This window comes from Stenotrophomonas sp. YJH_SMC_17, assembly GCF_059371655.1.
In genome coordinates this window covers 1-25,421 of the sequence record NZ_JCAFUU010000005.1, presented here as the reverse complement: position 1 = coordinate 25,421, position 25,421 = coordinate 1, and the positions used below count along the sequence as shown (strand labels likewise).

The 25,421-nt window shown below is 67.6% G+C and carries 21 protein-coding genes and 1 riboswitch; of the genes, 9 read left to right on the top strand and 12 right to left on the bottom strand.

Annotated elements, in window-relative coordinates; genetic code table 11:
* Positions 1-35 precede the first annotated feature (35 nt).
* Positions 36-131: riboswitch (TPP riboswitch) on the bottom strand.
* Between the two features lie 123 nt (positions 132-254).
* The 5 genes from AC5P8Z_RS14555 to AC5P8Z_RS14535 all read right to left on the bottom strand — a co-directional run bounded on the left by AC5P8Z_RS14555 (position 255) and on the right by AC5P8Z_RS14535 (position 6,040).
* Entirely contained in the window at positions 255-1,379 is a 1,125-nt protein-coding gene (locus tag AC5P8Z_RS14555) for a phosphotransferase enzyme family protein (protein ID WP_295566049.1), read from the bottom strand.
* Positions 1,380-1,507: 128 nt separating this feature from the next.
* Complete coding sequence (locus tag AC5P8Z_RS14550) at positions 1,508-1,915, bottom strand: glycine zipper 2TM domain-containing protein (RefSeq protein WP_057502501.1); 408 nt, start codon at positions 1,913-1,915, stop codon at positions 1,508-1,510.
* 246 nt (positions 1,916-2,161) lie between these two features.
* Positions 2,162-4,144 (bottom strand): XVIPCD domain-containing protein, encoded by a 1,983-nt coding sequence (locus tag AC5P8Z_RS14545; RefSeq protein ID WP_495229375.1) that lies wholly within the window; start codon positions 4,142-4,144, stop codon positions 2,162-2,164.
* Positions 4,145-4,255: 111 nt separating this feature from the next.
* Positions 4,256-5,026, bottom strand: a complete 771-nt coding sequence (locus tag AC5P8Z_RS14540) for a hypothetical protein (RefSeq protein ID WP_295566054.1) — start codon at positions 5,024-5,026, stop codon at positions 4,256-4,258.
* A gap of 375 nt (positions 5,027-5,401) precedes the next feature.
* Positions 5,402-6,040 (bottom strand): response regulator, encoded by a 639-nt coding sequence (locus AC5P8Z_RS14535; RefSeq protein ID WP_286070584.1) that lies wholly within the window; start codon positions 6,038-6,040, stop codon positions 5,402-5,404.
* Positions 6,041-6,116: 76 nt separating this feature from the next.
* Between AC5P8Z_RS14535 and AC5P8Z_RS14530 the strand changes: the two genes are divergently transcribed.
* Positions 6,117-9,716 (top strand): ATP-binding protein, encoded by a 3,600-nt coding sequence (locus tag AC5P8Z_RS14530; protein ID WP_495229374.1) that lies wholly within the window; start codon positions 6,117-6,119, stop codon positions 9,714-9,716.
* Here the strand turns inward: AC5P8Z_RS14530 and AC5P8Z_RS14525 are convergent.
* Positions 9,710-10,111 (bottom strand): c-type cytochrome, encoded by a 402-nt coding sequence (locus AC5P8Z_RS14525; RefSeq protein WP_286070586.1) that lies wholly within the window; start codon positions 10,109-10,111, stop codon positions 9,710-9,712. The two genes, AC5P8Z_RS14530 and AC5P8Z_RS14525, sit on opposite strands and share 7 nt — an antisense overlap.
* Before the next feature lie 65 nt (positions 10,112-10,176).
* Positions 10,177-11,853: an electron transfer flavoprotein-ubiquinone oxidoreductase gene (locus tag AC5P8Z_RS14520; protein ID WP_495229373.1), complete on the bottom strand. Its 1,677-nt coding sequence runs from the start codon at positions 11,851-11,853 to the stop codon at positions 10,177-10,179.
* A 256-nt stretch (positions 11,854-12,109) separates the two neighbouring features.
* Here AC5P8Z_RS14520 and AC5P8Z_RS14515 point away from each other — a divergent pair, with 256 nt between their 5' ends.
* Complete coding sequence (locus AC5P8Z_RS14515; RefSeq protein WP_024956299.1) at positions 12,110-13,273, top strand: acyl-CoA dehydrogenase family protein; 1,164 nt, start codon at positions 12,110-12,112, stop codon at positions 13,271-13,273.
* Between the two features lie 99 nt (positions 13,274-13,372).
* Here the strand turns inward: AC5P8Z_RS14515 and AC5P8Z_RS14510 are convergent, their stop codons facing one another.
* Together AC5P8Z_RS14510 and AC5P8Z_RS14505 are read right to left on the bottom strand one after the other, a co-directional pair.
* Positions 13,373-13,852 (bottom strand): tRNA (cytidine(34)-2'-O)-methyltransferase, encoded by a 480-nt coding sequence (locus AC5P8Z_RS14510; protein ID WP_286070588.1) that lies wholly within the window; start codon positions 13,850-13,852, stop codon positions 13,373-13,375.
* A 69-nt stretch (positions 13,853-13,921) separates the two neighbouring features.
* Positions 13,922-14,398 (bottom strand): XAC0231 family protein, encoded by a 477-nt coding sequence (locus AC5P8Z_RS14505; RefSeq protein WP_005407626.1) that lies wholly within the window; start codon positions 14,396-14,398, stop codon positions 13,922-13,924.
* 414 nt (positions 14,399-14,812) lie between these two features.
* On the opposite strand from AC5P8Z_RS14505, the gene AC5P8Z_RS14500 reads away from it, so the two are divergent.
* The 4 genes from AC5P8Z_RS14500 (at position 14,813) to AC5P8Z_RS14485 (ending at position 20,311) form a co-directional block, all read left to right on the top strand.
* Positions 14,813-17,662, top strand: coding sequence for a M16 family metallopeptidase (locus tag AC5P8Z_RS14500; RefSeq protein ID WP_495229372.1), 2,850 nt, complete (start codon positions 14,813-14,815; stop codon positions 17,660-17,662).
* A gap of 179 nt (positions 17,663-17,841) precedes the next feature.
* Complete coding sequence (locus AC5P8Z_RS14495; RefSeq protein WP_286070590.1) at positions 17,842-18,159, top strand: DUF4156 domain-containing protein; 318 nt, start codon at positions 17,842-17,844, stop codon at positions 18,157-18,159.
* A gap of 103 nt (positions 18,160-18,262) precedes the next feature.
* On the top strand, positions 18,263-19,279 hold the full coding sequence (locus AC5P8Z_RS14490; protein ID WP_004135358.1) for a 3-oxoacyl-ACP synthase III: 1,017 nt from the start codon (positions 18,263-18,265) through the stop codon (positions 19,277-19,279).
* Positions 19,280-19,420: 141 nt separating this feature from the next.
* Positions 19,421-20,311: an alpha/beta fold hydrolase gene (locus AC5P8Z_RS14485; protein ID WP_286070591.1), complete on the top strand. Its 891-nt coding sequence runs from the start codon at positions 19,421-19,423 to the stop codon at positions 20,309-20,311.
* A 32-nt stretch (positions 20,312-20,343) separates the two neighbouring features.
* Here AC5P8Z_RS14485 and AC5P8Z_RS14480 read toward each other — a convergent pair whose 3' ends face one another.
* Positions 20,344-20,775 carry a YkgJ family cysteine cluster protein gene (locus AC5P8Z_RS14480; protein WP_019338515.1) on the bottom strand — a complete coding sequence of 144 codons (432 nt, stop codon included), beginning with the start codon at positions 20,773-20,775 and terminating at the stop codon, positions 20,344-20,346.
* Between the two features lie 104 nt (positions 20,776-20,879).
* Here AC5P8Z_RS14480 and oleC point away from each other — a divergent pair, with 104 nt between their 5' ends.
* The 3 genes from oleC (at position 20,880) to AC5P8Z_RS14465 (ending at position 23,764) form a co-directional block, all read left to right on the top strand.
* Positions 20,880-22,538 (top strand): olefin beta-lactone synthetase, encoded by a 1,659-nt coding sequence (oleC, locus tag AC5P8Z_RS14475; protein WP_495229371.1) that lies wholly within the window; start codon positions 20,880-20,882, stop codon positions 22,536-22,538.
* Positions 22,535-23,527, top strand: a complete 993-nt coding sequence (oleD, locus tag AC5P8Z_RS14470) for a 2-alkyl-3-oxoalkanoate reductase (protein WP_495229370.1) — start codon at positions 22,535-22,537, stop codon at positions 23,525-23,527. Before oleC ends, oleD begins: the two co-directional genes overlap by 4 nt.
* An 81-nt stretch (positions 23,528-23,608) precedes the next feature.
* A complete protein-coding gene (locus AC5P8Z_RS14465; RefSeq protein ID WP_005407633.1) occupies positions 23,609-23,764 on the top strand; it encodes a DUF1328 domain-containing protein in 156 nt (51 codons plus the stop codon).
* A gap of 128 nt (positions 23,765-23,892) precedes the next feature.
* Here AC5P8Z_RS14465 and ddlA read toward each other — a convergent pair whose 3' ends face one another.
* Both ddlA and AC5P8Z_RS14455 read right to left on the bottom strand, forming a co-directional pair.
* Positions 23,893-24,978, bottom strand: coding sequence for a D-alanine--D-alanine ligase (gene ddlA / locus AC5P8Z_RS14460; RefSeq protein WP_495229369.1), 1,086 nt, complete (start codon positions 24,976-24,978; stop codon positions 23,893-23,895).
* A 252-nt stretch (positions 24,979-25,230) separates the two neighbouring features.
* On the bottom strand, positions 25,231-25,421 hold a 191-nt coding region (locus tag AC5P8Z_RS14455; RefSeq protein WP_495229368.1), incomplete at its 5' end, for an IS3 family transposase.

The window sequence follows — 25,421 nt, the reverse complement described above, 5'->3', positions numbered from 1 at the left end:
ACGGCGCGCAGGTGCACCGGCCCAGGATGGGGGTGTGGCTGCGGCTCAAAGCTCCCTACGCCGGTGCAAACCGGATCAGGTTCCAAGGGACTCTCTCAGCCTGGCAGATCCAGGCACCCCCGCTTCAGGTGACCATTTCACTACAAATGGTACGGATTTGCGAGCCGGTGCCCTTCAGGCTGCGGGGTCAGATCCCTTTCCTGCGGAAAGGGATCTGACCCCGACGGTGCGACCCCGACGGTGCGTCAACCGGGTCACGCTGCGGCGTGCAGGGCCTGCAGCAGGGCCTGCCCCGGCGCGCTGTGGAACCACGCGGGATGCCCCAGCATGAACGGCTGCCAGGCCACGTCCGCGTTCGCGGTGGAGCCAGTGATGCCTTCGAAGTACTCCACTTCGGACAGCGCGAAGTCGAAATGGACCATCGGCAGCAGGTCGGCCAGCAGATGCACGCGCGCACCCGACAGCGGCAGCACTTCGCGATAGCCATCAAGCAACGCCAGCGCAATGTCGATGCGCACCGCATCCCTGCCGCGCTCCAGTTCCAGCCACGCCACCGCGTTGCGCTCGATTGCCGTGGCAAGATCGAACAGTGCGCTGGTGGGCGAGGCCAGGCCGAAATCCAGCACGGTGCTGATCTGCCCGTCGCGCCACAGCAGGTTGGACACATGCCAGTCGTTGTGGGCCCACAGCCGCGGCTCGTCGCGCAGGCGCGTGGCCAGGCCGGCATGCCACGGCAACACGTCACGCTGCAGCTGCGCTTCCCAAGGGATGCGTGCGAGGTAACGGGACAGCCCCGGCCGTGCGGGCAGGTCGGCCTTGATCGCCGCGATCGGATCGTCGGCGCGGATCAGATCGTCGCGCGCGACCAGCAGATGAGTACTGCGCTGGGGCGCGTGGTAGCTGGCGGCGGCACGGTGCAGCCGCGCGAGCATGCGGCCGGCCTGGCGGGCCTGTGCGACGTCGGTCAGCAGCGACCACGACACGGCGTCGCGGTAGACGTCTTCGCCCACGCCGACGGCATGCAGTTCAAAGGTCCATTCGCCGTGCTCGACAGCAGTGCATCCATCCGTCGCCGTCAGCACCTCCACCACCGGTACGCCCTCTGCGGCGAGATGGGCGATGAAGTGGTGTTCTTCTTCCAGGCAGGCCGCACTGCGCACGCTGTGGTGGTGGCGTTTGATGAATACCTCCCCATCCACGCCGTCGACGATGGCGGCGGCCGACAGCGGTCGGGGGCTGTGCCAGCGCGGTTGGCTGTGCTCGCCCAGCTGCGGGTAACGCCGGCGCAGCCACGCGATGTCCGCCGCGCTGATCGGTGGCCAGTCGGCAGCGACCTCGTCGTTGTTGAGGCCCTGCACGCGGTGGGAGGAAGAGGTCATGCCGCAGCCCGAGTGGGAAAAGTCACATCCAAGGCTGCGCATTCAACGCCATGCCCGCGGCCAACGCAAACGGGCGGGTCATCGACCCGCCCGTCCGTGCATCCGGATCGGCAATGGCGCCGCGCCGCTTACCAGCCGCGATGGCGGCCGCGGTCGTTGTAGTAACGGTTGTCGTAGTAGCGCTCGCGCTGCCAGCGACGGTTGTCACCACGGTCGTAGTATCCGCTGCGGTAGTAGCCACGATCGTAGCGGCGGTCGTAACGGTTGTCGTAGTAGCGGTTGTCGTAGTAACGGCGGTCGCGACGGTCGGACGTGGTCAGGTTGCCGATCGCACCACCGGCCACGGCGCCACCGACGGTGGCTGCAGGGTCGCCGTTGGAGAGCAGGTTGCCGGCCACGCCGCCGACCACGGCGCCGACCAGGGTGCGCTTGTCCTTCCTCGACATCGCGCTGGCATCGCTGACCACGGCAACACCGGCCACCAGTGCCAGGGCCATTGCCAGACCACGGAAGCTGAGTGTGGAAGTACTGAGCATGTTCGTTCTCCTGTGAGGTGCATGCCACGCTGGGCAGGGAGGGCGCGGGCGCCCCGGCTGCCGTGGAGACCACGCTGACGTTCCAACATTGCCGGAACATTGCCTTGCCCACCGGGCGGCTTGCGCATTCATCTAGCGGCAGGCGGCATGAAGCGAGGCTGAAAGCGGGCCCGGCCGCTCAGCTGGCAGATAGGGAAAAGGCCACGCGGACGTGGCCGTCCCTTGTCTCCCAAGGCATTGGCGGGGTCAGACCCCCATGGCCTTCTGCGCCTGCCGGGCCTGCTCCTGCTGGGCATCCTGCGGCTGGTGCAGCACGTTCGGGGCGCCCTGCACCGCGCCACTGCTGACGGCCAGGCTCTGCTCGCTGGCGGCGCGCGTTTCCACCGCCACGCGGCTGGCTGCGGGATCGCCTATCGTGCCCTGCACGGCGAACAGGCGCTCGCCGTTCGGGCTGGGCACCACCGAGTCGATGCGCTGCAGGCCGGCGGCATGCGCCTCCTTGGTCAGGGCCGCTGCGGCGCTTTCCAGCGCGTGGCGATCCCTGAAGGTACCGGCCGGCAGCCGCTCCAGCCCTTCGGTGGCCTGCAGGTACATCGGATTGCGCGGGTGCCGTTCGTCGTTCAGCAGTGGGCGCTCGCGGGCTTCGCGGATCGCCTCCAGGGTCTTCGCGCCGACGATGCCGTCGGCGACCAGCCCGTTGTCCTTCTGCAGCTGGCGCACCGCCGCGTCGGTGTTGCGGCCGAAGCGGCCATCCTCGACCAGCGGCTTGCCGTCGGCACCGACGTAGCCGAGGTGGCCCAGCTGCTCCTGGACCGTGCGCACGCCCTCGCTGTGCGCGCCCTGCTTGTACAGTTCGGCGTGCGGCGTGGCAGCGGCCTTGTGCTCGGCCGCAGGCGTGCCCTGGGTCTGCTCGTGCGACTGGGTGCGGTTTTCCAGCAGGTCGCGCGCCTTGGACAGCGGATCGGAGGCGTACAGCTTCCAGTTCGGGTGCTCCTTCACCTGCTTGAGGTAGTCCTCCACCGGCATCGTGTGCACGCCCTTGCTGCCGGTGGACTGGCTGATCAGCAGCTTGTCGGTGTTGGGGTCGCGCACCACCATCACGATGTGGTCGATGCCGTTCCAGTGCTCGTGGCGGGTCCTGGCCGTATCCAGGCCGATGATCATGCCTTCCTTCAGCGCATCGGGCTTCAGGATCGCGTCGCGGTCAAGCAGCACGCCGGACTGGTCGAACGCCTTGCGTACGATGCCACCGGAACCCAGGTTGCCCAGGTCGATGCGGTCGGCCTTGCTGAACACTGCATGCCCGGCCTTCTGGTTGATCTCGTCCATGGTGCGGTTCTGCAGGGTGCCGACCCAACCGGAACAGTCGATGTAGCCCTGCTCCACGTTCTTGCCGGTCTTGCCCGGTACGTACAGCGCGTGGCCCGGAATATTGATGGCGTACTTGACGTGGTCATACTTCACGCCGGCCTCGTAGGCCGCCTGCAGTTCGATGCCCGGCTTCGGCGCGGCTGCAGCGGTTGCGGTCGCCGCCAGCGTGGCAGCACCGGCCGCCACGGCGGCGCTGGCCGCTGCCGGAGTCTGGGCCTGGCCCGACGTCACCGTCTGTGGCGCGATGTTCTTCTCCGGAATGCTGATCGCCGCGTACTTGTGGATGTAGTAGCTGGAGAAGGTGCGCGCCAGGTCGCCATCATTCATGCCGCGCATCTCGGCCAGGGTGTGGCCGGTCAGCGCCCTGGCATCGGAACCGATCTGGTTGAGCACGTTGCGGCGCATGTTGATCTCTTCGCCATGGCCGTTGCGCACCACGCCAAAGGTGCCAGTGGCGATCGCGGTCTGCACCGAGCCATAGCCGGCGCTGCCCTGCTGGTGGGCCAAGTACAGGTCCAGACCGGTCGGCGCCGCCCCGCCGGACAGGTACGGGTTGCCGGTGCGCTCGTTGCGGCGTGCCATCGAGTCCAGGTTGTCCTGGTACATCTGCGCGGCCGCTTCGGTATTGCGGGTCGGGTCGAACTCGTGGCCGGTCAGGTGATACTGGCGCGCGGAACCGGGCACGAACTGGAACAGGCCCTTGGCGCCGGACGAGATGTTGTGGGCGCGCTCATTGAAAGTGCCGCCGGTCTCGATGTGCGCGAAGCGCATGAAATCATCGACGGGAATGCCCTTGTGCCGGGCGACCTGCTCGACGATGTCCAGGACTTCCTTTCTGCTGTAGTCATGCTGTGCCATGACGTCTTCCTCGGGGTTGATGGAGCGGCCGATGCCGCGATTCGCCAACCGGACTCATCCATGAGTCAAGAACATGTCGGTCAACAGGTAACCCGCGTGTGCGGGTGGCAATCAGGGCGCGACGTACTGCTGGGTCGCGCTGTTGAAGGTGTAGTGCACGGCGTCACCGGCACCCAGCGCACGGGTCTTGCCCGGTGCGTCGATGGTGGTTCCCTTGAAGGTGACGGTCAGCCGCGGCAGGCCGTTGCCATCGGCGACGAAGGCCAGCTCGCCATCGCTGTCGGTGCAGGGCATCACGTTGCCTCCATCGCAGGCGGCGCTGTTGTCTTCGCCGGTGCGCACCGAGCCGACATAGCGCCAGACCTTGCTGTCCACGTCGTCTTCGCTGCGCTTGGGGTTGAACAGCAGCAGCGCGTAGCCGCTGCTGCTGATGCCACGGTCGAAGCTGATGGTAGGGACGGCCAGCAGCAGGCGGCCATCGGCGGTGCGATGTTCAAGCGGCGTGCGCCGGGTATCGACGTCGTCGGCTTTGTCGTAGGCACCGAGGGCGCCGATGGTCCATTCCTGGCCGCGGAACTTCCACGGTTTCCTGGCGTCGCTGCCGGCCAGTACGAAGGTGGCCTCGGCGAGGTTGGCGCGGTCATCCGGGCCGGCCGGCTGCTGTTCGCCCGGCGTGCCGTAATGCTCGCGGGTATCCCACGAGAAACCGGTGTAGTACGTGGTGCCATCGAGGGTGAAGGTATGGCCGAACCAGAAGGTCGCCACGCTGCCGTTCTGGACCTCGTAGGAGGTCGCGCCATCACCGTCCACCTGGTAGGTGAAGTACATCACGGTCGGCGCGTCGGGCGGGGTGACGGCGGCATCGGGAGAGGGGTTCTGCATCGGGGCAACATCCTGTCGGGGCGCTTTGGCAGCCTGCGCAGGCGCAGGCTGGGAGGACGAGGGGGCCGGATCGGCGGCGCTGCAGGCCGCAGCGGAAAGAGAGACGAGCAGGCACGCCGCGAATGCGCGCAGGGGCCGCAACGGCAGGGTCCAACGTAGCTCGGGGGGATGATGCATGCGCCTCTCCATGGTCAGCGTTGCCGGGCCAGACGGCCGGCAGGAAGCCGCACCCCATCCACCACGGACGGGAGCGAGGACATGAGCCGGTCGATTCCTTCGACCTCGCATTGAGAACCCATGCCCCACCATCTTTGCACAGAACCGTGGCCGGTCAAAGCAGGCGTCTGAGACCGGTCAAATTATGTGAACCAGTTCTCAGATATTGCCATCGCGCAGGTAGTCAAACAGCTCGGCATCGCCCTTCAGGCCCAGCTTCAGCATGGCGTCGCCCTTCTGCCGGCTGATGGTGCTGACGCTCTTGTGCAGCTGCAGCGAGATCTCCTTCACCGTCATGCCGGTGCCGAGCAGCCGCAGCACCTCCACCTCGCGCGGCGACAACGGCTTGCCGTCGCCCTCGCGCATGCGCCAGCTGCCGGCGGCCTCCACCCGCTCACGCAGGCTGCGGCTGATGTAGGGCTGGCCCCGGTAGACCGCCTGGATGGCCTGCGGCAGTTCGTCCATCGACGAGCTCTTGTCGACCAGGCCGAGCACACCGCTGTCGAGCACCATGCGCAGGATCGCCAGGTTGTTGGAGACGCTGAGCATCAGCACCGGCAGGTCGGGGTAGCGGCGACGGATCATGCCGATCATGGCGAAGCCGTCGGCCTGAGGGCTGCCTGGCATGGAGTAGTCGGTCACCAGCAGGTCGCAGGGTTGGCTGCCGAGCAGGGCCATCAGCGCCTGTGCGCTGTCGGCCTCGCCCACCACGCGACCTACCCCGCTCGACTCGATGACGGCGCGGGTACCAATACGGACCACCGGGTGGTCGTCTGCGATGATGATGCGCAAGCTCATGCTCTAGTATGGCCACCGGGCAGGCCGGACCGCGACCACCGCGGACCTTGGCAAGGATTCTAGGAGATCGACGCCGATGCGTAGCTGGGCTGTTCGCGGGCTGGTCCTGCTGCTGGCCTCACTGGTGCTGCCGGCAGCCCTGGCGCAGGCCGTTCCTGGGCCGCTGTCACTCAGCCCCCGGCAACGCGAGTACCTCGCCGCCCATCCGAGCATCGTCGTGGGCCAGTATGACAGTGGCTGGCCGCCGTTTGAGTCCCTGCGTGATGGCCAGCAGGTGGGGCTGGGCCCGGATTACCTGTCGCTTCTTGCTCGCCGGCTGGGTGTGAAGGTTGAGGTCCGCCGCTACCCTGATTGGACTTCCGTGCTGGATGCGGCATGTCATGGCGAGATCGACGTAGTGATGAACGTCGCTCTGAGTGCCGACCGCACCCGCTGCATGGTCTACACCGCTGCCTATGGCGAGTCGCCACTGGCCCTGGTGGGCCGCCCGGATGACCTGCGTGCCTCCGACAATCCCGATCTGGACGGCCTGCGGGTGGTGATCGAGCAGGATTTCCTCACGGGCCCGCAGGTGCGCGCGCGTTTCCCGCGCGCCCGACAGCTTGTCGCAAACAGCTCGCTTGCGGCCCTGCAGATGGTCAGAGACGACAAAGCTGACGTCTATATCGGCAACGCCTATGTCGCCAACGAACTGATTGCGCGCGAACGCCTGCAGGGCGTGGTGCTGTTGAGACCCAGCGATCTGCCGCCCGAGCGCCTCCATTTCGGCGTGCCCAATGGCAAGCAGCCGCTGGCCGAAGCGCTGGACGTGGCCCTGGCCGCGACCAGCCAGGCCGAGCGCGATGCCTTGGCGCGGCGCTGGCTGCCGCCGCCGCAGTGGTCGGCCTCGGCACAGCTGGCCCTGAGCCAGGCCGAGCAGCGGGTGCTGGAGCAGCCGCTGACGATCGGTTTCGCACCGAATGCGGCGCCGCTGTCGTTCGCCGACGAAGAAGGCAAGCCCAGTGGCCTGGCCAGCGAGTACCTGCAGCGGTTGATGCAGGCCGGTGCCAACCTGCACCCGCAGAACAGCCATGACTGGTTCGATGTGCGCGAGAAGGCGCGCCGCGGTGATTTGCAGGCGGTGATGGGCATTCCGGCGGATTCGGCCTACCTGGGCCCGGAGTGGGTGTTCAGCCAGCCCTTCATCAGCGTGCCCAACGTGATCGTCAGCCGCCAGGATGCCCCGGCGCTGCTGGGCCTGTCGGACCTGCAGGGCAAGCGCGTGCTGCTTTCCGATCCCGAGCGCGTGCGTGGCTATGTGCTGCAGCAGGCACCGCAGGCCAGGATCATTGCCGCGCGCAGCGCCGAGCAGGCGCTGCAACGCCTGATCGATGGCGAGGCCGACGCGTACGTGGGCAATCTGGCCGTGGTCGATCATCTGCTGCGCGACCGTTTCCCCGGCCGCCTGCAGGTGGCGGCGCCGGCGGGCTTCAACGACCAGCTGGTGCTGGCGGTCGAACGCCGCCATGCCGCGCTGGCCACAACCTTCGACCGGCTGCTGCTGCAGATGACCCCGCGCACGCGCGAGGCGCTGCGCAGCGACTGGCTGGCGGTGGAGTACCACAACGGTGTCGACTGGAGCCGAGCGCTGCGCTGGGGTGTGCCGCTGCTGCTTGTGCTGCTGACCGCGCTGCTGGTGCATGCCATCGGCTACTGGCGCCTGCGCCGTGAGGTGGCCGGGCGACGCCAGCTGGAGCAGCGCCTGGCCGAAGTGACCGACAACCTGCCTGCCGTGGTCTACCAGGCCCGTCGCGACGTGGATGGAACGCTCAGCTTCCCGTTCATTGCCGGTGACCTGCAGGCCCTGTTCGGGATCACCCGGCAGCAGGCCGAGCAGGACGCCAGGATGCTGCTGGACCGCGTTGAAGAGGACGATCGCGCGCGGATCCTGCAGGCCGTCGAACAGGCTGCGCACCAGTTCGCACCGCTCGTGCTGGAATTCCGCCTGCGTGGCGACGGCGCAGGCCCGCGCTGGGTGCGTACCCAGGCGCAGCCCTATGCTGCCGAGGCCGGGGTGGTGACCTGGAGTGGCTACTGGGTGGATGCGAGCGAGGCCCGCGCGCAGGCCGATGCCCTGACCCTGGCAAAGGCCGAGGCCGAACAGGCTGCAGAGGCGAAATCGCACTTCCTGGCCACCATGAGCCATGAGATCCGCACGCCGATGAGCGGCGTGCTGGGCATGCTGGAAGTGCTGGCGCATTCGCCGCTGGATGCCGAGCAGCAGCGCATCCTGCGGGTGATCGAGGACTCGGCGCAGATGTTGCGGCAGATCCTCGATGACATCCTCGATTACTCGCGGCTGGAGGCCGGCGCAATGCGCCTGGAGCCAGTACCCCAGCCGCTGCGGCCCCTGCTGGAAAGCGTGTGCCGCTTGCTGTCGGCGCAGGCCAGCGCACGTGGCCTGGACCTGCATGTGCAGATCGACCCGGCGCTGGCGCCTGCGCACGAAGTGGACGGCGTACGCCTGCGCCAGATCGTCTTCAACCTGCTCAGCAACGCCATCAAGTTCACCGCGCAGGGTGAAGTACGCCTGCAGCTGGAGGTGACGGGGCCGACCGGCGAGGACGGTGCGCAGCCCCTGTGCCTGAGCGTCACCGACACCGGCATCGGTATCGCGCCGGAACAGCTGCAGCACCTGTTCGCGCCGTTCACCCAGGCCGGTGTCTACATCCAGCGCGACCACGGTGGTACCGGCCTGGGCCTGAGCATCAGCCAGCGCCTGGTACAGATGATGGATGGCGAACTGGTATTGCACAGCACGCTGGGCGAGGGCACCCGCGCCGAGGCGAGGCTGTCGCTGGTGGAAGCCGGCAGCGGTGACGTGGAAGCGCTGGCCGCCGAACAGGAGCAGGCCGCCCTGCTGCCTGCGTCGCTGCGCCAGGCGCGCGTGCTGGTGATCGAGGACCATCCGACCAACCAGGCGATGATGGCCTGGCGCCTGCAGCAGCTGGGAGTGCCGCATGTGCTGGTCGGCGATGGCCAGCAGGGGCTGGATCGGCTGGCATCGGAGCACTTCGATCTGGTCATTACCGATTGCCGCATGCCGGTGCTCGATGGCTTCGCCTTCGCCCGCCTGCTGCGCGAGCGCGAGGGGCGCACCGGCCAGCCGCGGCTGACCGTGCTGGCGCTGACCGCCAGCGTGCTGGATGACGATGCGCGTCGTTGCCGCGAAGCGGGGATGGACGAAGTGCTGGCCAAGCCGCTGTCACTGGCCACGCTGCGCGCGGCACTGCTGCGCTGGTTGCCGCAGGCGCAGGGACAGGCGTTCGAGGCGCCACTGCCGGACAGCGTGGCCGACGATGCCGATGCCGTGCCCGATCTGGCGGCGCTGCAGCAGCGCTTCGGCTCGCGTGCCGTGGCCGAGCAGCTGCGTGACAGCCTGCTGCAGGCCAGTGAAGGTGACCTGGCCGCCGTGCAACGCGCGCTGCAGGCCGGCGACCGCGCCGCAGCCGCGCTGCACCTGCATCGTCAGGCCGGTGGACTGGGCGCGGTAGGGGCCACGGCCCTGGCCGGGCAGGCCAATGCACTGGTCGAGCGCCTGCAGGACGCCGCCGAGACCGACCTGGTGCCGTTGTTCGCGGCGGTGGCAGCGTTCGTGGCGCGCCTGCAGCAGCAGCTGCAGCGCCTGGCTCACTGAGCCGACTGCTGCTGCAGGTAGGCGATCACCAAGGCGCGGCGTTCGGCGCTGGGGAAGGCGTTGTACATGCGCGTGCCCGGCACCAGGTGGGTAGGCGACTGCAGGAAGGTATCCAGCGTCTGCGCGGTCCAGGTGATGTCGGCGCGGCGCATGCCGTCGGAATAGCCGTAATCGGGCAGGCTGCCGGCACGACGGCCGATCACGCCGTGCAGGTTGGGCCCGAAGCGGTGGATGCCACCGGGCTGCACGGTGTGGCAGCCGGCACACAGCTCGAACGCACGCTGCATGGCCCGCTGGCGCGCCTGTTCCGGCGTGGCGGGTGCTGCAGGCGGGCGCTGGCAGGCCGTGGCGACCAGCGCCACGGCAACGGCGATGAGCAGGCGGGAAGCACGCATGGGCGGGCAGGATAGCGCTGCGCGGCAACCGGCGGGCTGCGACGCGCGGTCGCAGCCCGTGGCGATCACATGCCCGAGTAGTTCGGGCCGCCGCCACCCTGCGGGGTCACCCAGACGATGTTCTGGGTCGGGTCCTTGATGTCGCAGGTCTTGCAGTGCACGCAGTTCTGCGCGTTGATCTGCAGCCGCGCGTTGTCGGCTTCGCCAACGAACTCGTACACGCCGGCCGGGCAGTAGCGCGCTTCCGGGCCGGCGTACTCGGCCAGGTTCACCTTCACCGGAATGCTCGGATCCTTCAGCGTCAGGTGGCTGGGCTGGTTCTCGTCGTGGTTGGTGCTGCTCAGGAACACCGAGCTGAGACGATCGAAGGTCAGCACGCCATCGGGCTTGGGGTAGGCGATGCGGGTGTGCTTGGACGCCGGTTCCAGGCAGGCGTAGTCCGGCTGGGTGCGATGCAGGGTCCACGGCGGGTTGCGCACGCCCAGCTTGGGCAGCAGCCACTGCTCCACGCCGGTCATCAGCGTGGCCACGGTCTGGCCCTTCTTGAACCACTGCTTGAAGTTCTTGGCCTGCTGCAGTTCGGTGAACAGCCAGCTGGCTTCGAACGCCTTCGGATAGGCGCTCAGTTCATCGTGCTGGCGGTCAGCAGCCAGCGCATCGAACGCGGCGTCGGCGCACAGCATGCCGGTCTTGATCGCCGCGTGGCTGCCCTTGATGCGGCTGGCGTTGAGGTAGCCGGCCTCGCAGCCGACCAGTGCGCCACCCGGGAACACCGTCTTCGGCAGCGACAGCAGGCCACCGGCGGTGATCGCGCGTGCGCCGTAGCCGATGCGGGTGCCGCCTTCCAGGTGCTTGCGGATGTCCGGGTGGGTCTTGAAGCGCTGGAATTCCTCGAACGGGCTCAGCCACGGATTCTTGTAGTCCAGGCCGACCACGTAGCCGATGGCGACCTTGCCGCCGTCGGCGTGGTACAGGAACGCACCGCCGTAGGTATCGCTGTCCAGCGGCCAGCCGGCGGCATGCACCACCAGGCCCGGCTCATGCTTGGCCGGGTCGATCTGCCACAGTTCCTTGATGCCGATGCCGTAGGCCTGCGGGTCCTTGCCCTCGTCCAGCGTGTAGCGGGCGATCAGCTGGCGGCCCAGGTGGCCGCGCGCGCCCTCGGCGAAGATCGTGTACTTCGCCTGCAGGGCCATGCCGCGCTCGAACGCCGGGCCGATGCTGCCGTCCTTCTCGATGCCCATGTCGCCGGTGGCCACGCCGATCACTTCACCGTTGTCGCCATACAGCACTTCGGCGGCGGCGAAGCCCGGGAAGATCGCCACTTCCAGTGCCTCGGCCTGCTGTGCCAGCCAGCGGGTCACTTCACCCAGGCTGATGATGTAGTTGCCTTCGTTGTGGAAGCACTCCGGCAGCAGCGCGTTGGGGGTGCTGCGCGAACCGGTCTCGCTGAGGAACAGGAATTCGTCGCGGGTGACCTTCTGCTTCAGCGGTGCGCCGCGCTCGGCCCAGTCCGGGAACAGCTCGGTCAGCGCGCGCGGGTCCATCACCGCACCGGACAGCACGTGCGCGCCCGGCTCGGAACCCTTCTCCAGCACGCACACCGACAGTTCGCGGCCGGCTTCGATCGCGCGCTGGCGCAGGCGGATCGCGGTGGCCAGGCCGGCGGGGCCGGCGCCGACGATCACCACGTCGAATTCCATTACTTCACGCGGGGGCAGGGCGTTGGCTTCAGCGCTCATCGATTGCATGACTCGTGGGTAGGGCCGGCATCGGGGCCACCGGCGGTGCCTGGGAATCGCGCGTGCGGCCACGGGCGAAACGGTTGTTTGAATGTGTCAGGGTACCGGGCCGCGCGTGATCGAGCTAGATCGGCGATGTTCACGCCATGATTGCTGCGGTGCAGCGTAGCGGTGCATCTCTGGTGGTGCCGATCCTGGTCGGCACGCGCTGCCCGGATGACCGACAATGGCCGGGTCCTGACTGCGTGTGAGTGCCATGGCTTTGCATCCGTACGATCTGTTCGATGTCCGTTCCCTGCTCAATGAGGAAGAGCGCGCCGTACAGGAGAGCGTCGCCCGCTTCACCAACGAACGCGTGCTGCCGATCATCGGCGATGCCTTCGACCAGGCGCGCTTCCCGGATGAACTGGTGCCGGAAATCGCTTCGTTGGGCCTGCTCGGTGCGACCCTTCCGACCGAGTACGGCGGCGGTGGCCTCGGTGCGGTCAGCTACGGCCTGATCTGCCAGGAGCTGGAGCGCGGCGATTCAGGCCTGCGCAGCTTCGTGTCGGTGCAGAGCTCGCTGTGCATGTACCCGATCTACGCCTATGGCAGCGAGGAACAGCGCCAGCAGTGGCTGCCGGCGATGGCGCGTGGCGAGCTGATCGGCTGCTTCGGCCTGACCGAGGCGCACGGCGGTTCCGACCCGGCCAGCATGAAGACCCGCGCGGTGCGCGATGGCAGTGACTGGCGCATCAGTGGCAGCAAGATGTGGATCACCAGCGGCCCAGTGGCCGATCTGGCCATCGTCTGGGCGCAGACCGAGGACGGCATCCAGGGCTTCGTGCTGGAAAAGGGCATGGCTGGCTTCACCACCCAGGAAATCAAGCACAAGATGAGCCTGCGCGCGTCGCTGACCGGTGCGCTGTTCTTCGACGACGTGCGCGTGCCCGACAGCCACCGCCTGCCGAATGTGAAGGGACTGAAGGGGCCGCTGGGCTGCCTGACCCAGGCCCGTTACGGCATCAGCTGGGGCCCGATCGGCGCGGCGATTGCCTGCCTGGATGAAGCGCTGGGCTATGCCAAGGAACGCGTGTTGTTCGGTCGTCCGCTGGCGGCCACGCAGAGCGCGCAGATCAAGCTGGCCGAGATGGCCCGCCGCATCACCACCGCGCAGCTGCTGGCACTGCAGCTGGGCCGCCTGAAGGAAGCCGGCCAGCTGCAGCCGCAGCAGGTCAGCCTGGCCAAGTGGAACAACTGCCGCATGGCCATCGACATCGCCCGCGAGTGTCGCGACCTGCTGGGTGGGGCCGGCATCACCACCGAGCACGTGGCGATCCGCCATGCGCTGAACCTGGAATCGGTGATTACCTATGAAGGCACCGAGACCGTGCACCAGCTGGTGATCGGGCGTGAGCTGACCGGCATCAACGCGTTTTGACGCTATCCGGTTTCCGGACGCGATACGGGGGAGCCGAGCGCGGGCTCGGCTCTACAGGAGCGTACGTGTGGAGCCGAGCCCATGCTCGGCTGCTTTCTTTCACGCGCCGCCGGCGAAGCCGTGCTGGCGCCAGGCCTCGTACATCACCACGGCCACGGTGTTGGAAAGATTGAGGCTGCGGTTGTCCGGCCGCATCGGCAGGCGCAGGCGGCGGCCATCGGGCAGGGCATCGAGTACGTCCTGCGGCAGGCCACGGCTTTCCGGGCCGAACAGGAACGCGTCACCGTCTTCGAACGCCACGCTGTCGTAGCGGACGCTGGCCCGCGTGCTCAGGGCGAATACCCGCTTGGGCGCGATCCGCGCCAGCGCGGTGTCCAGGTCGGTGTGCACCTGCAGGCGCGAGTACTCGTGGTAGTCCAGCCCGGCGCGCTTGAGCTGCTTGTCTTCCAGTGCGAAGCCGAGTGGCTCGACCAGGTGCAGTTGCGCGCCGGTGTTGGCGCAGAGCCGGATCACATTGCCCGTGTTGGGCGGGATTTCCGGTTGGAACAGGATCACGTGGAACTGGGGCGCGGCATTCATCGGCGCAGTGTACCTGCGGCGGCGGCCGCCTTTACGGCGCACGCCCTGCGCGGGGCAGGGCGGCACCGCTTACGGGCGCAGCAGGACCTGGGCGGTTTCGGTGGCCAGGGCCTGCAGGTCGGCAGCGCTCGGACGCACCTGCAGGGCCGGCAGGTTGACGATCACCTGGTTGGCGACGCTGGTGGCGGCGGCGGCCAGGGTGGCGGCGTAGCGCTGGGCTTCCAGTTCGGCGGCCAGGGCGACGCGCTGTTCCAGGCTCGGGCGCACTTCCACCGAGGCCAGGGTGGTGATCGGCATCGCGGCCGCAACCGGGGCAGCAACGTAGCCGCTGCGCTCGGCCAGCTGGTCGGCGCTCGGGCGCACTTCCACGGTGGCCAGGGTCGGGATGCCGCTGGCCTGTTCCCAGGCCTGCTGGGCCAGCTGGTCGGCGGCCGGGCGGACCTGCACGGTGGACAGGGTCTTGATGGATTCGGAGGCCTGCACCGACGAAACAACCGCGGTGCCGGCAATCAGGGCGATGGCGATGGCAATGGTCTTGGCGTTCATGACGGGGCCTGTTTAGTGTTGGTGATAAGTGGTGTGGTAGTAAGGTAGTACACCAATTCTGGGCATGCAAGGAAAATTTTCGATTTGCTGCTCTTGTTCAGTCTTCAGTCAGCTTTTGTCTGAAGCCCTTCCTGGTGCAGGAATTACCAAGCAATCCCCGTGCCAACTTTTAGTTGTTGATCTGAAAAGGTTTTTTAACCAGGAGAAAGTGTCCGGTGGGCGGACACCTGTCCATTCGAAGGGTCGCGGACACTGTCCGGACGGGATCTGCCGTCGCATGTGACGTGTCAGAACGGGCGGAGGAGCGCCCGGATCGCGAATCGGGGCAAACACCCCCAGTGACTGGCGACCGATTCCTGCCATTGCGTGTGCACGCTAGGATCGGGGTTCACCTATGTGACCAAGGATCCGGATATGTCTCTCGCCCTTCGCCCGCGCGCTGCGCTGCTGGCTGTCGCCCTCAGCACCGCCCTGGGCACGCTCGCACCCACCGCCGCGCTTGCCGCCAAGCCGGCCACACCGGCCAAGGTCGATATCCCGTATGAGCAGTTCACCCTGCCCAACGGCCTGCGCGTGATCGTGCACACCGATCGCAAGGCGCCGATCGTGGCGGTCAACGTCTGGTACCACGTGGGCAGCAAGGACGAACCGGCCGGCCGCACCGGCTTCGCCCACCTGTTCGAACACCTGATGTTCCAGAGCAGCGAAAACCACGACGGCGAGTACTTCGAGCCGTTCAAGCAGGTCGGTGCCACCAACCAGAACGGCACCACCAATACCGATCGCACCAACTATTTCGAGAACGTGCCGACCACTGCGCTCGACATGGCGCTGTGGATGGAATCGGACCGCATGGGCCATCTGGTGGGTGCGATCGACCAGGCGGCGCTGGACGAGCAGCGTGGGGTGGTGCAGAACGAGAAGCGCCAGGGCGAGAACCAGCCTTATGGCCAGGCCTGGGACCAGCTCAACAAGGCGATGTATCCGGCCGGACACCCGTACCACCACGGCGTGATCGGCTCGATGAACGATCTCAATGCGGCTTCGCTGGATGACGTGAAGACCTGGTTCCGCACCTGGTACGGCCCGAACAATGCGGTGCTGGTGCTGGCCGGCGACATCGACCTGGCCACCGCCAAGGAAAAGGTCGGCAAGTACTTCGGCAGCATCCCGGCTGGCCCGACCATGGCGCAGCCGGCCGTGAACGTGGCCAAGCGCAGCGCCGACACCCGCGAGACGATGACCGACAAGGTGCCGCAGGCGCGCATCTACCGTGCCTGGAACGTGCCGCAGGTCGGCACCACCGAGGTTGATCAGCTGCAGCTGTTCGCGCAGGTGCTCGGCGGTGCCAAGTCCTCGCGCCTGAGCCAGCGCCTGCAGCACCAGGACAAGCTGGTGGACAGCATTGCTGCGGGTGTGTCCACGTCGCAGCTGGGCTCCAACTTCTTGATCATGGCCACGGTCAAGCAGGGCCAGGACCCGGCCAAGGTCGAGAAGATCATCGACGAGGAACTGAACCGCCTGATCAAGCAGGGCCCGACTGCGGCTGAGCTGGAGCGCGCCAAGACCGGTGCCCGCGCCGGCTTCATCCGTGGCATCGAGCGCATCGGCGGCTTCGGCGGCAAGGCCGATGCGCTGGCCGAGTGCGCGGTGTTCACCGGCGACCCGGGCTGCTTCCGCACCTCGCTGGCCAACATCGAGAAGGCCAGTGCCGCCGACCTGCGCCGGTTGGGCGCACAGTGGCTGGACAAGGGCAGCCATACCTTGGTGATCGCACCGGGTGAGCGGGTGGCGCTGAAGGAAGACCCGAGCCAGGCGCCGAAGCCGTTCAACGTGCCGGCAGTGGACCCGAAGTACAGCACCCTGCCGGAGCAGGTCGACCGCAAGGCCGGCGTGCCGCAGACCCGCGAGTTCCCGCAGCTGAAGTTCCCGGCCCTGCAGCGCGCCACGCTGAAGAACGGTACCCAGGTGATCCTGGCCGAGCGCCATGAGATTCCGGTGGTGCAGTTCAGCTACCAGTTCCCGGGCGGCTTCAGCGCCGACCAGGGCCGCAAGCCGGGCACCGCCAACTTCACCATGAGCCTGATGACCGAAGGCGCCGGCAAGCTGGGCTCGCTGGCCTTCGCCGATGCCGCCGACGCGCTGGGCGCCAGCCTGGACGCCTCGGCTGGCCTGGATTCGATGAGCGTGGACCTGTCGGCGCTGAAGGAGAACCTGGCACCGTCGCTGGCGCTGTACCGCGACCTGCTGCGCGAACCGCGCTTCGAGCAGGGCGAGATCGACCGGGTCAAGGCGAGCTGGATCGCCGGCATCCAGCAGGAGAAGGTCAACCCGGGTGCGGTGGCGATGCGCGTGCTGCCGCCGCTGCTGTATGGCAAGGGCCACCCGTATGCCATCCCGTTCACCGGCAGTGGTGACGAGGCGGCGATCAACGGCCTGACCCGCGAAGATCTGGTCGACTTCCATCACGACTGGCTGCGCCCGCAGAACGGCACCCTGATCGTGGTCGGCGACACCACCCTGGCCGAGATCGTGCCGCTGCTGGACAAGCAGCTGGGCGACTGGAAGGCCAGCGGCGACGCCCCGCAGGTGAAGGCGGCGACCGACGTGGCGCTGCCGAAGGGCCCGCGCGTGTTCCTGATCGACCAGCCGGGCGCAGTGCAGGCGAACCTGTTCGCCGGCCAGGTGGTGGCGCCGTCCAGTGCCGCCAGTTCGACCCGCTTCGATATCGCCAACGGCGTGATCGGTGGTGACTTCACCTCGCGCCTGAACATGAACCTGCGCGAGGACAAGCACTGGTCGTACGGTGCGCGCAGCAGCGCGATCAACTCGGTGGGCCAGCGCCCGTGGATGGCCAGCGCACCGGTGCAGATCGACAAGACCGGCCCGGCGATGGCGGAAATGCGCAAGGAGATCGCCGCGTTTGCCGATGGCAGCAAGCCGGCCACCGCCGCCGAGGTCAGCCGCATCCGCAACATCCAGACCCTGAGCCTGCCCGGTGCCTACGAGACCGCCAGCGCGGTGGCCTCGACCATCGGCTCGATCGTGCAGTTCAAGCGCCCGGACGATTACGTACTGCGTCGCAAGGCCGAGATCGAAGCGATGACCCCGGCGCAGGTGCAGCAGGCCGCCGCCGAGATCAAGCCGCAGGCCCTGACCTGGGTGGTGGTGGGTGACCTCAAGCAGACCGAAGCGGCCGTGCGCGCGCTGAACCTGGGCGAGGTGACGGTGATCGACGCCGAAGGCAACCCGGTGAAGAAATAAGGGATGTGCCTGCCCGCCAAGGCGGGCAGGCCTCCCCCCGGTCGTACCGGCCGCTGGCCGGCAACCCCGCGTTCGGAAAGTGGGGGCGGATCCCCCGCAGGGGCTCTGGCCCCGGCCCCGGCTACCCTCGATTCAGGCTGTTCAGGCAGAATCCCCCCATACCCTTCCAGGATCTGCCCATGCGCGTTCTGCTGCTTTCCTCCCTGCTGCTCACCGTCACCGCCTGCACCTGGGTGCCGATCGAACCGGCCGGCAAGGCGACCCGCGTGCTGCCGGCAGGCCCGGTTCCGTCCGGCTGCATCGCCAAGGGCGAAGTGGTGGTGACCGTGAAGAGCAAGGTCGGCTTCTACAACCGCAACCCGCTGCGGGTGCAGGAAGAGCTGGAAACCCTGGCCCGCAACGAGGCCCCGAGCGCCGGTGCCAACGCCGTGCAGGCCGCTGCTGCCCCCGCCGATGGCAGCCAGCGCTTTGCCGCGTTTCAGTGTCCGCCGCGCTGAACGCTTCACCATACGGCCAAGGCTGAATTCGTAAAGATGCGGTGAAGGCCCCGGGGGTTATAGAATAGCGCCCCCTTTTGCCTGAGCCTTGGCGCTAACCTCGATGCTCTTCAAGAATGTCTCGATCGCCGGCCTGGCACACGTCGACGCGCCGCATACGCTGACGACCAAGGAAATCAACGAGCGGCTGCAGCCGACGTTGGACCGTCTCGGCATCCGCACCGACGTGCTCGGCGACATCGCCGGCATCCACGCCCGCCGCCTGTGGGACAACGGCGTGCTCGCATCCGATGCCGCGACCATGGCGGGCCGCAAGGCACTGGAAGACGCAGGCATCAATGCGACGCAGGTCGGCCTGCTGGTCAACACCTCGGTCAGCCGCGACTACCTGGAGCCCTCCACGGCCTCCATCGTCTCGGGCAACCTTGGCGTCAGCGACGAGTGCATGACCTTCGACGTCGCCAATGCCTGCCTGGCCTTCATCAACGGCATGGATATCGCTGCGCGCATGATCGAGCGCGGTGACATCGACTACGCGCTGGTGGTGGACGGCGAAACCGCCAACCTGGTGTACGAGAAGACCCTGGAGCGCATGACTGCCCCGGACGTCACCGCCGACGACTTCCGCAACGAGCTGGCCGCGCTGACCACCGGTTCGGGCGCCGCCGCGATGGTGATGGCGCGCTCGGAGCTGGTGCCGGACGCCCCGCGCTACAAGGGCGGCGTGACCCGCTCGGCCACCGAGTGGAACCAGCTCTGCCTGGGCAACCTGGATCGCATGGTCACCGACACCCGCCTGTTGCTGATCGAAGGCATCAAGCTGGCGCAGAAGACCTTCACCGCCGCCAAGATCGCCCTGGGCTGGGCCGTCGAAGAGCTGGACCAGTTCGTGATCCACCAGGTCAGCCAGCCTCACACCGCCGCGTTCATCAAGAACTTCGGCATCGACCCGAAGAAGGTCATGACCATCTTCGGCGAGCACGGCAACATCGGCCCGGCCTCGGTGCCGATCGTGCTGAGCAAGCTCAAGCAGCTGGGCAAGCTGAAGAAGGGCGATCGCATCGCGCTTCTGGGCATTGGTTCCGGCCTGAACTGTTCGATGGCTGAAGTGGTCTGGTAAGCCGCCCGCTGCCCGACCTCCTGTAGAGCCGAGCCCATGCTCGGCTCACGCGCACAGCGCGGTTCTTCCGCGGCCTGACCGGAGAGCCGCCGAGCATGGCTCGGCGCTACGCCGCGCCGCGATTCTTCCAAGGTGCTCCGCATGCGCGATCTTCCCGGTTACCCCGCCCACCCGCAGCGCTTCGAAGTGCGCCCGGGCCTGTCGATGAACTATCTCGACGAAGGCCCGCGCGACGGCGAAGTGGTGGTGATGGTGCACGGCAACCCGTCGTGGAGCTATTACTGGCGCACGCTGGTGGCCGGCCTGTCGGACAGATACCGCTGCATCGTGCCGGACCACATCGGCATGGGCCTGTCGGACAAGCCGGACGACAGCCGCTATGAGTACACGCTGCAGTCGCGCGTGGACGATCTTGATGCGCTGCTCAAGCACCTGGGCATCACCGGCCCGGTGACCCTGGCCGTGCACGACTGGGGCGGCATGATCGGCTTCGGCTGGGCGCTGTCGCACCACGACCAGGTCAAGCGCCTGGTGGTGCTCAACACCGCCGCCTTCCCGATGCCGGCGGCCAAGAAGATGCCGTGGCAGATCGCGCTGGGTCGCCACTGGAAGATCGGCGAGTGGATCATCCGCACCTTCAATGCGTTCTCGTCCGGCGCGTCGTGGCTGGGCGTGGAGCGGAAGATGCCGGCCGACGTGCGCCGCGCCTATGTGTCGCCGTACAACAGCTACGCCAACCGCATCAGCACCATCCGCTTCATGCAGGACATCCCGCTGTCGCCGGCCGACAAGGCGTGGTCGCTGCTGGAACGTGCCGGCAAGGCGCTGCCGTCGTTCGCCGACCGCCCGGCCTTCCTCGGCTGGGGCCTGCGCGACTTCGTGTTCGACCATCACTTCCTGAAGGGCTTCCAGGCCGCGCTGCCGCGGGCCCAGGTGCATGCCTTCGAGGATGCCGGCCATTACGTGCTGGAAGACAAGCACGAGGTGCTGGTGCCGGAGATCCGCGCGTTCCTGGACGCCAACCCTCTCTGAAAGGTGTGCCGACCGTTGGCCGGCACACCGGACTACGCGGCGATCGGCGCCTGCGGCGGTGAGGACGGGCTGTTGCCGTTGTCGTCCGGATGGTCGTCGTCATTGTCGGCGTCATCGCGCCAGCGCCAGTCGGCCAGCGTCAACGGATCCAGGCCGTAGGCAATGCGCGCCTTGTCGCATTGCGGGCTGGCCTTGCCGTACTCCCACGATGCATCCACCTCGCGGCACACGCTGGGCCGGTTGGGGTGGATGGTGCAGCGTGAATACACGCCGATCTGCGCATCCAGCGCCACGCAGCGCACCGGCTTGGAGTGGGTGCCGCGCATGCACAGGCGATGCGGGTCGAGCACCTCGGTGAGCTGGTGCGGTACGCCGCCGGGAGTGACCTCGTCCGATTCCATCCAGTGGAAGGCCACGCGGTATTGGGTGCAGCAGGCGCCGCAGGTCATGCAGGGATGTTGCATGGGCAAGCCGCCCCGGGCGGCAGTCGGAATCAGGAACGAGGGTGCGGATTTTCCACGAAGTGGGCCGCCGCGCAAGAAATTCCGTAAGCGGCGACAATGAACGGATGAACCGACCCTGCAACATTGCCGCGCGCCTGCCTGAACTGGCGCGTGAACGCCCCGACCAGATCGCCATCCGTTGCCCCGGCCGCCGTGGCGCCGGCAACGGCATGGCCGCCTACGACGTCACCCTGGATTACCGCCAGCTGGACGCCCGCAGCGACGCCATGGCCGCCGGCCTGGCCGGCTACGGGATCGGCCGTGGGGTGCGGACGGTGGTGATGGTGCGGCCGTCCCCGGAGTTTTTCCTGCTGATGTTCGCCCTGTTCAAGCTGGGCGCGGTGCCGGTGCTGGTCGATCCGGGCATCGACAAGCGCGCGCTGAAGCAGTGCCTGGACGAGGCGCAGCCAGAGGCCTTCATCGGCATTCCGCTGGCGCATGTGGCGCGGCTGGCGCTGCGCTGGGCACCGTCGGCGACCCGCCTGGTGACCGTCGGCCGCCGCCTCGGCTGGGGCGGGACCACGCTGGCCGCGCTGGAGCGCGCCGGTGCCAACGGTGGGCCGATGCTGGCCGCCACTGACGGCGAGGACATGGCCGCGATCCTGTTCACGAGTGGCTCCACCGGCGTGCCCAAGGGCGTGGTCTACCGCCATCGCCACTTCGTCGGCCAGATCCAGCTGCTGGGCAGTGCCTTCGGCATGGAAGCGGGCGGGGTGGACCTGCCCACCTTCCCGCCGTTCGCGCTGTTCGATCCTGCGCTGGGCCTGACCTCGGTCATCCCGGACATGGACCCGACCCGGCCGGCACAGGCCGACCCGGCGCGCCTGCACGACGCCATCAAGCGTTTCGGCGTCACCCAGCTGTTCGGCTCGCCGGCACTGATGCGGGTGCTGGCGAAGCATGGCCGGCCGCTGCCGACGGTCACCCGGGTGACCTCGGCGGGTGCGCCGGTGCCGCCGGACGTGGTCGCCACCATCCGCAGCCTGCTGCCGGCCGACGCGCAGTTCTGGACGCCGTATGGCGCCACCGAGTGCCTGCCGGTGGCCGTGGTCGAGGGCCGCGAGCTGGAGCGTACGCGCGCCGCCACCGAGGCTGGCGCAGGGACCTGCGTGGGCAGCGTGGTGGCGCCGAACGAAGTGCGCATCATCGCCATCGATGACGCACCGTTGCCGGACTGGTCGCAGGCGCGCGTGCTGGCCACCGGCGAGGTCGGCGAGATCACCGTGGCGGGGCCGACCGCCACCGACACCTACTTCAACCGCCCGCAGGCGACGGCGGCAGCGAAGATCCGCGAGACGCTGGCCGATGGCAGCACGCGCGTGGTCCATCGCATGGGCGACGTCGGCTATTTCGACGCCCAGGGTCGCCTGTGGTTCTGTGGACGCAAGACCCAGCGCGTGGAAACCGCGCGCGGACCGCTGTACACCGAACAGGTCGAGCCGGTGTTCAACACCGTGGCGGGCGTGGCGCGCACGGCGCTGGTGGGCGTCGGCGTCGCCGGTGCGCAGGTGCCGGTGCTGTGCGTGGAGCTGCAGCGTGGCCAGTCCGACAGCCCGGCGCTTCAGGAGGCGCTGCGCGCACAGGCCGCTGCACGGGTGCCCGGGGCCGGCCTGCAGCACTTCCTGGTGCATCCATCATTCCCCGTCGATATCCGTCACAACGCCAAGATCGGCCGCGAAAAGCTCGCCGTCTGGGCCAGCGCCGAACTGGAGAAGCGCGCATGAAGATCCTGGTCACCGGTGGTGGTGGTTTCCTCGGCCAGGCGCTGTGCCGCGGGCTGGTCGAGCGTGGCCACCAGGTGCTGGCGTTCAACCGCAGCCATTACCCGGAACTGCAGGCGATGGGCGTGGGCCAGATCCGTGGCGACCTGGCCGATGCGCAGGCAGTGCTGCACGCGGTGGCCGACGTCGACGCGGTGTTCCACAACGGTGCCAAGGCCGGTGCGTGGGGCAGCTATGACAGCTACCACCAGGCCAACGTAGTCGGCACCGACAACGTCATCGCGGCCTGCCGCGCGCACGGCATCAGCCGGCTGGTCTACACCTCCACGCCCAGCGTGACCCACCGTGCCACCCATCCAGTGGAAGGCCTGGGCGCGGATGAAGTGCCCTACGGTGAGGACTTCCAGGCCCCGTATGCGGCGACCAAGGCGATTGCCGAACAGCGGGTGCTGGCCGCCAATGACGCCTCGCTGGCCACGGTGGCGCTGCGCCCGCGCCTGATCTGGGGCCCGGGTGACCAGCAGCTGGTGCCGCGCCTGGCCGAACGCGCGCGCCAAGGCCGCCTGCGCCTGGTGGGCGATGGCAACAACAGGGTGGATACCACTTACATCGACAATGCCGCGCTCGCGCACTTCCTCGCCTTCGAGGCACTGGCACCGGGTGCCGCGTGTGCGGGCAGGGCCTACTTCATCTCCAACGGCGAACCGCTGCCGATGCGCGAACTGGTCAACAGGCTGCTGGCCGCCGTGGGTGCGCCGACGGTGGACAAGGCAATCAGCTTCAAGACCGCTTATCGAATCGGTGCGGTCTGCGAACGGCTGTGGCCGCTGCTGCGCCTGCGCGGCGAGCCGCCATTGACCCGCTTCCTGGCCGAGCAGCTGTGCACGCCGCACTGGTACAGCATGGAACCGGCGCGCCGTGACTTCGGCTACGTGCCGCAGGTCAGCATCGAAGAGGGACTGCGCAGGCTGAAGGCTTCATCTGCTGCATAGATCGCCGTCACTGGTTGCACACCGCAGGATCGGGAGGATGGAACCACGCCATCCAAGGCTCGACCACCCGCGAGGAGCGCCATGCTGCATTACGCCATCATCTTCTTTGTCATCGCCATCATCGCCGCCGTTCTGGGTTTCTCCGGTATCGCCGGCGCCGCAACGAACATCGCCTGGATCCTGTTCGTGGTGTTCCTGATCCTTGCGGTGATCTCGATGTTCCGCAAGCGCGGATAGAACCTGCAGGACGTGCCGGTCACCGGCCGGCACGTCGCTTCCCGGTAGGTGCCGACCGTTCGTCGGCACGCCTCCTGTAGAGCCGAGCCATGCTCGACTGCATCTGCAGGGTCGAGCATGGCTCGTCTCTACAGAAGTGCCCGATCCGCCGCATGGCTTTCCAACGCCAGTTCGATCAGGCGCGTGATCAGCGTGGTGTAGTCGACACCGCTGGCGCCCCACAACTTCGGGTACATGCTGATGCGGGTGAAGCCCGGAAGCGTGTTGACCTCGTTGATGACGATCTCGCCGTCTGCGGTCAGGAATACGTCCACGCGTGCCATGCCCGCACACTCCAACGCCTGGTAGGCCTGCAGCGCGACCTGCTGGATGCTCGCCTGGGTAGCGGCGTCGATGTCGGCCGGTACCACCACGTCAGCGCCATTGGCATTGATGTACTTGGTGTCGTAGGCGTAGAACTCGTCTTGCACCACAACCTCGCCGCAGACGCTGGCCTGCGGGTGCGCGTTGCCCAGCACCGCGCATTCGATCTCGCGGCCGATGATGGCCGATTCCACCAGCACCTTGTGGTCATACCGTAGTGCGAGTTCCAGTGCAGCAGCGAAGCCGGCCGCGTCCTTGACCTTGCTCACGCCCACCGACGAGCCTTGGTTGGCCGGTTTCACGAACAACGGCAGGCCCAGCTGCGCGATGACCGCGTCGACATCCACGTCCGCCGCCTGGTGGCGCCGGATGCACAACCACGGTGCCACCTGCAGACCGGCGTCGCGCAGCAGTCGCTTGGTCACGTCCTTGTCCATCGCCACCGCCGAACCCAGCACCGACGAACCGACGAAGGGCAGGTTGGCCATGCGCAGCAGGCCCTGCAGCGCACCGTCTTCGCCGAGTGGTCCGTGCACGATCGGCAGCACGACATCGATCTGGCCGAGCGCAGCCGCCGCGTCGGAAGGGCGCAGCTGCGCCTGCTCGGCACCGGGATGCACTGCCAGCGACGTCCCGGACCGATGCAGCGCGATGCGCGACGGATCATCGGCATTGATGAGGAAGGTAGCGGGCTGGCTCAGGTGCCACTGGCCCTGCTTGTCGATGCCGACCAGCACCGGCTCGAAGCGCTCGCGATCAAGCGCATCGAGGATGTTCTTCGCCGACTGCAGTGAAACTTCGTGCTCGGAAGACGTGCCCCCGAAGATGATGCCGACCCGAGTCCGTGCCATGGGGAATGCGATGTCCTGTGCGTTGCGTGGCCTCATAGCATGAACCTTCATCGGCCCTCCGCATGAGGCACAGATGAACCAGAAATCCGTCCACGCACGGCACGGAACTACCGTGTCGACCAAGGTCGACACCCACCAACAGCAGCGCAGAACGCCGTCCCGACAGATCGTGGGAACCTGTCGAAGGCGGGGTGGGTCCGGTGGCGGGGGTGTCTGATCTGGCCCCCTGAAAACGGACGCCATGAAGCCGTTTCATGCGACAGCCGGGAGCTGCCGGGCGTAGTTGTTAGGCGAGCGATAGCCCAGCGCCGAGTGTAGCCGGGCTGGATTATAGAAGCCGTGGATGTAAGCAGCGATGGATTGGCTGGCTTGTTCCCTACTGGCGTAAGGCTCGGCAGCCTCTTCTGTCTTGAGCGTCGCAAAGAAGCTCTCGGCCACCGCGT

Coding starts and splice junctions, on each gene's coding strand:
- AC5P8Z_RS14555 (WP_295566049.1), bottom strand. CDS start 1,379: ATGACCTCTTCCTCCCACCGCGTGCAGGGCCTCAACAACGACGAGGTC.
- AC5P8Z_RS14500 (WP_495229372.1), top strand. CDS start 14,813: ATGTCTCTCGCCCTTCGCCCGCGCGCTGCGCTGCTGGCTGTCGCCCTC.
- AC5P8Z_RS14485 (WP_286070591.1), top strand. CDS start 19,421: ATGCGCGATCTTCCCGGTTACCCCGCCCACCCGCAGCGCTTCGAAGTG.
- oleC (WP_495229371.1), top strand. CDS start 20,880: ATGAACCGACCCTGCAACATTGCCGCGCGCCTGCCTGAACTGGCGCGT.
- AC5P8Z_RS14515 (WP_024956299.1), top strand. CDS start 12,110: ATGGCTTTGCATCCGTACGATCTGTTCGATGTCCGTTCCCTGCTCAAT.
- AC5P8Z_RS14510 (WP_286070588.1), bottom strand. CDS start 13,852: ATGAATGCCGCGCCCCAGTTCCACGTGATCCTGTTCCAACCGGAAATC.
- AC5P8Z_RS14490 (WP_004135358.1), top strand. CDS start 18,263: ATGCTCTTCAAGAATGTCTCGATCGCCGGCCTGGCACACGTCGACGCG.
- AC5P8Z_RS14545 (WP_495229375.1), bottom strand. CDS start 4,144: ATGGCACAGCATGACTACAGCAGAAAGGAAGTCCTGGACATCGTCGAG.
- AC5P8Z_RS14520 (WP_495229373.1), bottom strand. CDS start 11,853: ATGAGCGCTGAAGCCAACGCCCTGCCCCCGCGTGAAGTAATGGAATTC.
- AC5P8Z_RS14495 (WP_286070590.1), top strand. CDS start 17,842: ATGCGCGTTCTGCTGCTTTCCTCCCTGCTGCTCACCGTCACCGCCTGC.
- AC5P8Z_RS14535 (WP_286070584.1), bottom strand. CDS start 6,040: ATGAGCTTGCGCATCATCATCGCAGACGACCACCCGGTGGTCCGTATT.
- AC5P8Z_RS14530 (WP_495229374.1), top strand. CDS start 6,117: ATGCGTAGCTGGGCTGTTCGCGGGCTGGTCCTGCTGCTGGCCTCACTG.
- AC5P8Z_RS14465 (WP_005407633.1), top strand. CDS start 23,609: ATGCTGCATTACGCCATCATCTTCTTTGTCATCGCCATCATCGCCGCC.
- AC5P8Z_RS14550 (WP_057502501.1), bottom strand. CDS start 1,915: ATGCTCAGTACTTCCACACTCAGCTTCCGTGGTCTGGCAATGGCCCTG.
- ddlA (WP_495229369.1), bottom strand. CDS start 24,978: ATGGCACGGACTCGGGTCGGCATCATCTTCGGGGGCACGTCTTCCGAG.
- AC5P8Z_RS14525 (WP_286070586.1), bottom strand. CDS start 10,111: ATGCGTGCTTCCCGCCTGCTCATCGCCGTTGCCGTGGCGCTGGTCGCC.
- oleD (WP_495229370.1), top strand. CDS start 22,535: ATGAAGATCCTGGTCACCGGTGGTGGTGGTTTCCTCGGCCAGGCGCTG.
- AC5P8Z_RS14540 (WP_295566054.1), bottom strand. CDS start 5,026: ATGCAGAACCCCTCTCCCGATGCCGCCGTCACCCCGCCCGACGCGCCG.
- AC5P8Z_RS14480 (WP_019338515.1), bottom strand. CDS start 20,775: ATGCAACATCCCTGCATGACCTGCGGCGCCTGCTGCACCCAATACCGC.
- AC5P8Z_RS14505 (WP_005407626.1), bottom strand. CDS start 14,398: ATGAACGCCAAGACCATTGCCATCGCCATCGCCCTGATTGCCGGCACC.